7 protein-coding genes are annotated in these 9,584 nt (G+C 70.5%); 2 read left to right on the forward strand and 5 right to left on the reverse strand.

The genetic code is table 11. From position 1 onward, the window contains the following. Positions 1-80 precede the first annotated feature (80 nt). Complete coding sequence (helR, locus tag V7793_RS10950) at positions 81-2,234, reverse strand: RNA polymerase recycling motor ATPase HelR (RefSeq protein ID WP_336004995.1); 2,154 nt, start codon at positions 2,232-2,234, stop codon at positions 81-83. Positions 2,235-2,512: 278 nt separating this feature from the next. On the opposite strand from helR, the gene V7793_RS10955 reads away from it, so the two are divergent. Next, positions 2,513-2,986, forward strand: coding sequence for a carboxymuconolactone decarboxylase family protein (locus tag V7793_RS10955; RefSeq protein WP_336004968.1), 474 nt, complete (start codon positions 2,513-2,515; stop codon positions 2,984-2,986). Positions 2,987-3,049: 63 nt separating this feature from the next. Continuing rightward, positions 3,050-3,973 carry an RNA polymerase sigma-70 factor gene (locus V7793_RS10960; protein WP_336004971.1) on the forward strand — a complete coding sequence of 308 codons (924 nt, stop codon included), beginning with the start codon at positions 3,050-3,052 and terminating at the stop codon, positions 3,971-3,973. A gap of 87 nt (positions 3,974-4,060) precedes the next feature. Here the strand turns inward: V7793_RS10960 and V7793_RS10965 are convergent, their stop codons facing one another. The 4 genes from V7793_RS10965 to V7793_RS10980 form a co-directional block, all read right to left on the reverse strand. Beyond that, complete coding sequence (locus tag V7793_RS10965; RefSeq protein WP_336004977.1) at positions 4,061-4,561, reverse strand: peptidylprolyl isomerase; 501 nt, start codon at positions 4,559-4,561, stop codon at positions 4,061-4,063. Positions 4,562-4,750: 189 nt separating this feature from the next. Beyond that, positions 4,751-6,940: a catalase/peroxidase HPI gene (gene katG / locus V7793_RS10970; RefSeq protein WP_336004981.1), complete on the reverse strand. Its 2,190-nt coding sequence runs from the start codon at positions 6,938-6,940 to the stop codon at positions 4,751-4,753. Between the two features lie 193 nt (positions 6,941-7,133). Then, entirely contained in the window at positions 7,134-8,729 is a 1,596-nt protein-coding gene (locus V7793_RS10975) for a DUF4139 domain-containing protein (RefSeq protein ID WP_336004983.1), read from the reverse strand. 7 nt (positions 8,730-8,736) lie between these two features. Beyond that, on the reverse strand, positions 8,737-9,584 hold an 848-nt coding region (locus V7793_RS10980), incomplete at its 5' end, for a DUF4139 domain-containing protein (protein ID WP_336004985.1).

The raw sequence follows: 9,584 nt of genomic DNA on the forward strand, positions 1-9,584 counted from the left end.
CGACGATGCGGCCAGGGGGCACGGACAGGGACACGCAGGTACCCGGCACCGGCCAGGGGCAGCGGCCGAGCAGGAAGGCGTCAGGAACTGGTGAGGATGACGAGCTGCCGGGTCGCGCGGGTCATCGCGACATAGCGGTCGACGGCTCCTTCGATGCCCGTGCCGAACGTCTCCGGGTCGATGAGGACGACCAGGTCGAACTCGAGACCCTTCGACAGCGACGGCGTCAGCGACCGGACGCGGGAGGTCTCCCGGAACGTGGGATCGCCGATGACGCAGGCGATTCCGTCGTCGTGTGCAGCGAGCCAGGCGTCGAGGACCGAGTCCAGATCCGCGACGGATCCGTGAACCACGGGGATGCCGCTGCTACGGATGGAGGCCGGCACGTTGGCGTCCGGGAGCGCGGCACGGATGGCCGGCTCGGCCTCCGTCATGACCTCCTCCGGCGTGCGGTAGTTGATGCTCAGGGAGGTCACGTTGATCCGGCCGAGCCCGACCCGCTCGAGCCGCTCCTGCCACGACTCCGTGAACCCGTGCCTGGCCTGGGCGCGGTCACCGACGATGGTGAAGCTCCGGGACGGGCAGCGCAGCAGCAGCATCTGCCACTCGGCGTCGGTCAGTTCTTGGGCCTCGTCCACGACGATGTGCGCGAACGGGCCGGCGAGCAGGTCCGGCGCGGTGGCGGGCAGCGCGCTCTCGTCGATCAGGGTGTCCTGCAGGTCCCGTCCGTGCAGCATCCCCACGGCGCCTTCGCTCTCGTCCATGACGACGTTCTGCAGCAGGCTGTCGATGGCGGCGGACCTGCGCGCACGCTCGGCGGCGACAGAGGCGTCGTGCCGGCGCTTGCGCACGGACGCCTTCGGGTCACCGAGCCGCTGCCGGGCCGCGTCCAGGAGAGGCAGGTCGGACACCGTCCAGGCATGGGCGTCCTTGCGCTGCAGTTTGCGAACGTCGTCGGGGCCGAGCCAAGGAGCGCACTTGCGCAGGTAGGCGGGAACCGACCACAGATCTCCGACGAGGTCGCCCGCCTCGATCATCGGCCACGCCCGGTTGAGGGCCCCGTTCAGCTCGCGGTCCTGCAGCAGCGACCTCCGGAGCAGCTCGGGCGGGGCGTCGCCGTCGTCCTTGTCCATCAGGATGGCGATCAGCTCCTCCCGTATCTGCTCGCGCGCCTCGTTGTGCGGAGTGCCCGGCTCTACCGCTTCGAAGGCCGCCGCCCAGTCGCCGGCGCTCAGCCGGAGGTCGGACCAGTGGGTGACGATCGTCATCCCCTTGGTGGGCGGCTCCTCGTAGAACCTGACGGCCGCCTCGATCGCCTTCACCATGTCCGCGGAGGACTTCAGGAGGGCCACGCCCGGGTCGGTCTCGACCGCTGCGCCGGCGCCTTCGGTGACGAGGTCGCGCAGGGTGCAGGTCTGCACGCCCTCCTCGCCGAGGCTGGGCAGGACATCGGCGACGTAGGCCAGGTAGGGCTGGTGCGGACCGACGAACAGCACGCCGCCACGACGGTGACCGAGGCGGGGGTCGGAGTAGAGGAGGTGGGCGGCGCGGTGCAGAGCGACGACGGTCTTGCCCGTCCCCGGACCGCCGTCGACGACGAGAGCGCCACGGGATCCCGCCCGGATGATGGCGTCCTGGTCGGCCTGGATGGTGGAGAGCACGTCGCGCATCCGGGCCGACCGGTTGCTGCCCAGGCTGGCGATGAACGCGGACTGGTCGTCGAGCGCGGCGTGCCCCTCGAGCCCCTCGGCGGTGAACACCTCGTCCCAGTAGTCGCTGATCCGGCCGCGGGTCCAGCGGTACCTGCGGCGGCTCGCCAGACCCATCGGGTTGGCGTGGGTCGCCGCGAAGAACGGCTCGGCCGCGGGGGAGCGCCAGTCGAGCAGCAGCCGGCGCCCCGTGCTGTCGGTGAGGCCGAGGCGTCCGACGTACACGGGCTCGGGGCTGTCCGCAGGGACGATGTGTCCCAGGCACAGGTCCAGGCCGAAGCGGCGCAGGGTGCGCAGGCGACTGGTCAGGCGGTGGATCTCCGCGTCACGGTCCATCGCCTCCCGGCCGATGCCGCCGGGCGCCTTGCGCGCGGCTTCGAGGCGGTCGGACAGTTCGGCGATCGCCTGCTGGAGGCTCTCGGAGATGGCTGCGAAGTGCTGCTCGTCGCCGTCGATCAGTGCCGGGTCGGCCTTGGGGGAGAGGTGGTCGGGAAGGTTGAACGCGCTGGTGGACAGGGAGTCCATATCCGACGACAACACACGCACTTCGTGGGTCTCCAATTTCGGCAGGTTCTGAGCTAGGTGCGTGATTGTGCCCCACGGCCGGGGCCTTGCCGCAAGGCCCCCTGTGCGCTATAAGTTAAGAGTGGCAAGGAGTGGGTAACCCTCCTTGCCCTTCTTGTTGCCCTTACCCGCGCGTCGTCGACGGGGGGGGAGATCCAGGTCACATCAGTCCATGTCACAGGGGTCCGGGCTGCCTCGTCTCAGGGGTGTAGCCACGAACGACCACTGAGGAGCACACCATGGACGCGCGACTGAACTTCTTCACCGACCCGACCGCCGGCAAGGCCATCAAGCACTTCATGGCGGTGGGCAAGGCGCTCAAGGACTCGCCGCTGCCGGCCGTGACGCAGGAGCTGGTGTCGTTGCGCGTGAGCCAGATCAACGGCTGCGCCGTCTGCATCGACATACACACCAAGGAGGCTGCCGCTGCCGGCGAGACTTCGGTGCGGCTGAACCTGGTGGCGGCGTGGCGGGAGGCGACGGTCTTCACCGAGGCCGAGCGTGCCGCGCTGGAGCTGGCGGAAGAGGGGACCCGGGTCGCGGACGCGGCCGGTGGGGTCAGTGACGAGGTGTGGGCCCGCGCCGCCGAGCACTACGACGAGGAGCAGCTCACCGCCCTGGTCATCCTGGTCTCCCTCATGAACATGGCCAACCGGATGAACGTGATCACCCGGCAGCCGGCCGGCGACTACAAGCCCGGGCAGTTCCACTGAGCGGCGTTGGCGTCGGCGTCGGCAGCAGCGGAATCGGCATGAGTAAGCGGGGAGAGGTTCGGCGTGAGCAAGGTTGAGGAGTTCGAGGAGCTGCGGCCGCTGCTGTTCTCGATCGCCTATCGGATTCTGGGCAGCGTGAGTGAGGCCGAGGACGCGGTGCAGGAGACATGGCTGCGCTTCGACGGCTCGTCGACACGGCCCACGTCGGCCAAGGCCTTTCTGTCGGCCGCGGTGACACGTATCTCGATCGACGTGCTGCGCTCCGCGCGGGTGCGGCGGGAGGAGTACGTCGGGCCGTGGTTTCCCGAGCCGTTGCTGAGTGATCCGTATCAGGATCCGGCGCGGTCGGTGGAGTTGGCCGACTCGGTGTCGATGGCGGCGCTGCTGTTGCTGGAGCGGCTCAGCCCGTTGGAGCGGGCGGTTTTCCTGCTGCGGGAGGTGTTCGCCTTCGGGTTCGACGAGGTCGCCGCGGCGGTGGGACGTTCGGAGGCCGCGTGCCGGCAACTGCTGGTGCGGGCACGGCGGCACATGGAGGACGGGCGGCCGCGCTTCGCGGCGGACCGCCGGGAGCGGCAGGAACTGGCGACGCGGTTCTTCGACGCGCTGAAGAACGGCGACGTGGGCGGGCTGCAGAACCTGCTGGCCGCCGACGTGCAGATGGTCGGGGACGGCGGCGGTAAGGCGCCGCAGCTGGCCAGGGCCATTGTGGGGGCGGAGAACGTGGCCCGGTTGCTGGGCACGGTCTACCCCTGGCTGGTCCGGATCGAGGTGTCGTTCGAGCCGCACGAGGTCAACGGCCAGCCCGGCGCGATCTTCCGGGACCGGGACGGCAAGGTGCTCCACACCATGGTCCTCGATGTGCTCGACGGGCAGATCCAGACGATCCGCTCGGTCATCAACCCCGACAAGCTCGGCCACATCGGGCCGGTCGCCGACGCCTGGGCCGTCGACCGCGAGGTGAAGCAGGTCCGCCGGCAGCCGAACTGACCGCAGGCTCCGGTTCCGGGCGCGTGTGAGCCGTCGCGGGGGCGTCGGCCGGGAGTGACGGCGCCCCCGCCCCGTGCCCGCTCGGGGTCAGGCCACGCGCTCCGCGCGCTCGATGATCACGGGCTCGACCGGAACGTCCTGGTGGAACCCCTTGTTGGCCGTCCGTACGTCCCTGATCGCATCGACGACGTCGGCACCCTCGACGACCTTGCCGAACACCGCGTAGCCCCAGCCCTGCGGCGTCGGCGAGCTGTGGTTGAGGAAGTCGTTGTCGACGGTGTTGATGAAGAACTGCGCGCTCGCCGAGTGCGGGTCGTTCGTGCGGGCCATGGCCACGGTGCCGCGGTTGTTCTGGAGGCCGTTGTTCGCCTCGTTCTCGATCGGGGCGTTGGCCGGCTTCTGCTGCATGTCGGGGGTGAAGCCGCCGCCCTGGATCATGAAGCTCGAGATCACCCGGTGGAAGATCGTGCCGTTGTAGTGGCCTGCGTCGACGTACTCCAGGAAGTTCTGGACAGTCTTCGGAGCCTTCTCACTGTTGAGCTCCAGCACGATGTCGCCATGGTTGGTGCTGAGCCGGACCTTGGTCATGAGTTCCCCACTCTGTCAGTCGGAACGCCCTGCCGGGCGCTCGCTCAAAAGTGATCATGAGTCTGCCACAGGAGGCTCAGCCTGCGGCAGCGTCCGGCTCCGGGACACGTCGGCCGTCCCGCTTCGGGCGGGTTCCGAGGCCCCGGCCGGCAGCCCGTGAGCAGCCGGCCCGGGACTCCGGCTCCAGGTTCAGACGAGGTCGAACCGGTCGAGGTTCATCACTTTGTCCCACGCCGCCACGAAGTCACGCGCGAACTTCTCACCCGCGTCCTCGGAGCCGTAGACCTCCGAGACGGCCCGGAGCTGGGAATGCGAGCCGAAGATGAGGTCGACGGCGGTAGCCGTCCACTTGACTTCGCCCGTGGCGCGATCCCGGCCTTCGAATACGTTCTCGGCCGAGGCCGACGCCTTCCACTCCGTGCCCATGTCGAGCAGGTTGACGAAGAAGTCATTGGTCAACGTTTCCGGCCGGTGGGTGAGGACGCCGTGCGGCGATCGCTCGTGGCCGGTGTCGAGGGCCCGCATGCCGCCGACCAGAACCGTCATCTCGGGGGCGGTCAGGGTCAGCAGGTTGGCGCGGTCCAGCAGGAGGGTCTCCGGCGACAGCTTCTCTCCCGCCCGCAGGTAGTTGCGGAACCCGTCCGCCTTGGGTTCGAGCACCGAGAACGACTCGACGTCGGTCTGCTCCTGCGAGGCGTCCGTGCGCCCCGGAGCGAACGGGACCGTGATGTCGTGCCCGGCGTTCTTCGCGGCCTGCTCGACGGCCGCGCACCCGCCCAGGACGATCAGGTCGGCGAGGGAAACCTTCGTTCCACCGGCCTGTGAGCCGTTGAAGTCCTGCCGGAGCTGCTCGAGTGTCCGGAGGGCCTCGGCCACCTCGGGGAGGGCATTGGCCTCCCAGTCCTTCTGCGGCGCGAGCCGGATGCGTGCTCCGTTGGCCCCGCCGCGCTTGTCGGTGCCGCGGAAGCTCGCCGCCGACGCCCAGGCGGTGGTGACCAGTTGGGGGATGGACAGGTCCGACGCGAGGATCCTGCTCTTGAGGGCGGCGACGTCCTCGTCCGTGATCAGCTGGTGATCGACGCCGGGGACGGGGTCCTGCCACAGCTGCGGCTCGGGAATCCACGGGCCGAGGTAGCGGGGGAGGGGCCCCATGTCGCGGTGCAGCAGCTTGTACCACGCCTTGGCGAACGCTTCCGCCAGCTTGTCCGGGTTCTCGTGGAAGCTTTTCGCGATCGGCGCGTAGACCGGGTCCAGCTTCAGCGCGAGGTCCGTCGTCAGCATCATGGGAGCGTGCCGCTTCGACGGGTCATGAGCGTCGGGCACGGTGTCCTTGGCCGAGGGGTCGGTGGGAGTCCACTGCTTCGCGCCGGCCGGGCTCGTCGTCAGCTCCCAGTCGTACCTGAACAGGTTGTCCAGGTACCCGTTGTCCCACGTCGTGGGCGCGGAGGTCCATGCGCCCTCCAGCCCACTGGTGAGCGCGTCGGCGCCCTTGCCGCTCCCGCAGGTGTTCCGCCAGCCGAGGCCCTGCTGCTCGATGGGGCCGGCCTCCGGTTCCGGGCCGATGTACGAGGGATCGACGGCTCCGTGGCACTTGCCGAACGTGTGGCCGCCGACGATGAGCGCGACCGTCTCCTCGTCGTTCATGGCCATGCGCCCGAACGTCTCGCGAATGTCCCGGGCGGCAGCGATCGGATCGGGGTTTCCGTTGGGCCCCTCCGGATTGACGTAGATCAGTCCCATCTGCACGGCACCGAAAGGACCGGTCAGTTCCCTGTCACCGCGGTAGCGCTCGTCCCCGAGCCAGGTGTCCTCGGGTCCCCAGAAGATCTCCTCGGGTTCCCAGATGTCTTCTCGCCCGAAGCCGAAACCGAACGTCTTGAACCCCATGGATTCCACCGCGCAGTTTCCGGCGAAGATCAGCAGATCGGCCCAGGAGATTTTCCGGCCGTACTTCTGCTTGACCGGCCAGAGCAGGCGGCGGGCCTTGTCCAGGCTCGCGTTGTCCGGCCAGCTGTTGAGCGGGGCGAAGCGCTGGGCGCCGGAGCCACCGCCGCCCCGGCCGTCGGCGATGCGGTACGTTCCCGCGGCGTGCCAGCTCATCCGGATGAAGAGCGGCCCGTAGTGGCCGTAGTCGGCGGGCCACCAGTCCTGTGACCTCGTCATCAGCTCGAAGACGTCCCGCTTCAGGGCGTCCACGTCCAGGGTCGCGAACTCTTCCGCGTAGCTGAAGTCCGCGCCCAGCGGATTGGACCGAGGCGAGTGCTGGTGGAGAACCTGAAGGTCCAGTTGTTCTGGCCACCAGTCCCGGTTCGTCCGGGGACGAGACGGCGTCGGGGTGGGGGAGGGGATTACCGGGTTCTCACTTTCGCTGCCGGCCACGTCCGTCCTTCTTCCTGCCTCGGTGCTTCCCTTTGCCGGCTGCTCGCTCTTGGCGTTGTTGCCTTTCTGATGCCGAGCCGGAATCCGTATGGTTGCGCACCGCGGACCGAACCGTCACGAAAACACGCAGAGTACCCCCGCGTAACACGTACTGGTCCGGCAGCGTGTACGCAGCGGGCCGGCGCCGCCGGGGTCAGAGCCCGGCGACCTTCGAACTCGCCGACAGCTCGTAGACCAGGGTGACCGTGCGGCGGCCGCCGGGCGGGAGGGGGACGTCCCAGCGGGCGATGCCTTCGGCGTCGACCACGGCGGGCGCCGGCGAGCAGGCTTCCTTGCGCAGGCGTACCTCCACCGCCGAGACCTCGGAGACCGGGATCCGCTCCCGCAGGACGACCACCCGCTCGCCCTGCTCGCCGGGGGCGGAGAACCGGGAAAGGTGCAGCCGGACCGTGCGGGTGACCACGGTCCGCTGCATGATGCCGGCGGAGTCACGGGACTCCTCGGCCTCCCGGACCACCCGGTGGTCGTCGCAGCTGCCGAAGGCGAGCTCGACGGGGGCGCCGGGAGCGGTGAAGTCCAGCGTGCCGCGGCCGCTGAAGCCACTGCCGCGGACCAGGTCCACGGGCCCGGCGAGCAGCGCGTGGCCGGACAGGTTGTCGAACCGCACCACCTGGGTGACCAGCGGAGACAGCTCGGGTGAGCAGGCGTACTCGCTGCTCGCGGCCGTGCTGAAGACGGAGAGCGGTACCCGGTGGGCGCGGCCGTCCGCGGGCACGGAGACCGGCGCGGGGGAGCGCAGCACCCGCGTCTCGCCGCCGTCGTCCACCCCGGGCAGGCCGAGCACCGGGACCGGGCCGAGGTCTGCGATCTCCTCCTCGCGCAGCTCGACGTCGACCGTGCGGCGCTCCGCGGCGGAGCGGTCCTTCAGTGTCAGCCGGTCCTCGCCCAGCCGCGGCGGCTCGGTGGCCAGCGCCGAGCGTTCCGTCGACAACGTCAGCCGTACGTCCGACCAGTCCTCGCCCGTGCGCTGCCAGACCGTCGCCTCGGTCTCCAGCGTCAGGGAGTCCCCGTCGAGCACGGCCCGGTAGGCGGGGCGCCACAGCGCGCACGCGGTGAGATGGCTCAGGCGCAGCGCGACCGGCCCGGCGGCCGCGGCCTCCACGGTCAGCTCGATGTGTCCGACCAGCTCGGCCGGCTCCTCCTCGGAGAGGTCCATGGCCTGCAGAACCTCCCTGAGTTCGGAGGCGAGGGCGGCCAGCCGGGCCTCTACGGCGCGGAGTTGCTCGCCGTACGAATCGCGCTCGTCGTCCACCCGGTCCAGCTCGCGGGCCCAGCGGGGCCCTTCGGCCTCCCCGGCGCCGGCGCCTTCGCCGATCTCCCGCAGCACATCGGCGGCGAGGCGGCCCAGGAGGTCGAGGCGGGCGCGCAGCCGATCGCGTCGCTGCTCCAGGGTGAGCTGCTCCTCTTCGAGGAGGTGCACGCGCCGGCGCAGGGCGGAGTCGTCGGCGGACGGCAGCGGCTCGCGCGGCGTCCAGGTGCGGACGATCCGCGCGTCCAGCACGGTCGCGCTGTGATCGGCGGTCAGTTCGGCGTGGAGGGTGCGGTCGACGGCCAGGGCGCTGACCGGCCCCAGACGCAGCCGCTGGACCCCGGCCTCCAGGTCGAGCACGGCGGTGCGCTCGATGTGGGCGCGATCCTCCATGCAGGTGACGGCGGTGACGGGGAGGGCGATCGGCTCCGGCGTCGTGTTCGGGAACATGTTCGAGGAGGTGCTCGGCGACGTGGACATGGTGGTGTCAGCTCCTGCGGTTGCCGCCGACCAGGGCCTTGCCGGCCGGGATGCGGATCTCGTAACGGCCGTCGAGGGCGGCGGTGCCGCCTGCGGGCAGGTCCACCCGCCAGACGCGGGTGCCCGGGGCGTGGTGTTCGGGGCCCGTGCCGGGCTCGGGTGCCGTCCAGTCGGCCCGCTCCTCGATGCGGACGTCCGGTTCGGAGGTGACCGGCACCCGCTCGCGGACCTCGACAGTGACGGGCCTCGCGAGCCGGTTGGCCAGCTCCACGTGGACGCGGTGGTCGAGGACGGTGACGTTGTTGCGCAGGCCCGAGGTCGACTCGTGCAGGTTCGTACGGCGGGTGACCCGGATGCCCTCGGCCGGCCCGAGCCCCACGCGGCGGACACCGCCGGGGGCGAGCGTGGGCAGAGCGGCGGTCAGCAGGAAGTCGTCGTCGACGGTGACCTCCACCGGGCCGGCCAGCAGCGCCTGGCCGGTGGCGTTGGAGAGCACCAGCGTGCCGTACACGCTCTGCTCCACGGACGGCACGCAGAGGTACTCGGTACGCAGACCGACCGGGATCCGGGCGACGGTGATGGTGTGCCAGGTGCCGTCCGACGGCACGTCGGCGCGCGCGGTGGCGTCGAAGCGGTGGTCGAACGAGCCCGCCGACTCGCGGGGCCGCACGGCGTGCCCGGGCAGCGGCAGCGCGGCCACCGCTTCGGCGCGGCGGCGGTACTCGGCCGTCACCGCGTCGAAGGGAGCGTCAGGAAACAGCCTGCCCCGGCGATCGCTCTGCTCGTCGGGATCGCACAGGACGAGGCCGGCGTAGTCGAGCTCGGTGCTGCTCGGCTGCGGCGGACCGGGCGCCG

It is taken from the genome of Streptomyces sp. KLMMK (assembly GCF_036961605.1).
Taxonomy (GTDB): domain Bacteria; phylum Actinomycetota; class Actinomycetes; order Streptomycetales; family Streptomycetaceae; genus Streptomyces; species Streptomyces telluris.

Excerpts from the sequence above, each read along its gene's own strand:
- helR (WP_336004995.1), bottom strand. The coding sequence starts at position 2,234 with ATGGACTCCCTGTCCACCAGCGCGTTCAACCTTCCCGACCACCTCTCC.
- V7793_RS10975 (WP_336004983.1), bottom strand. The coding sequence starts at position 8,729 with ATGTCCACGTCGCCGAGCACCTCCTCGAACATGTTCCCGAACACGACG.
- V7793_RS10955 (WP_336004968.1), top strand. The coding sequence starts at position 2,513 with ATGGACGCGCGACTGAACTTCTTCACCGACCCGACCGCCGGCAAGGCC.
- V7793_RS10965 (WP_336004977.1), bottom strand. The coding sequence starts at position 4,561 with ATGACCAAGGTCCGGCTCAGCACCAACCATGGCGACATCGTGCTGGAG.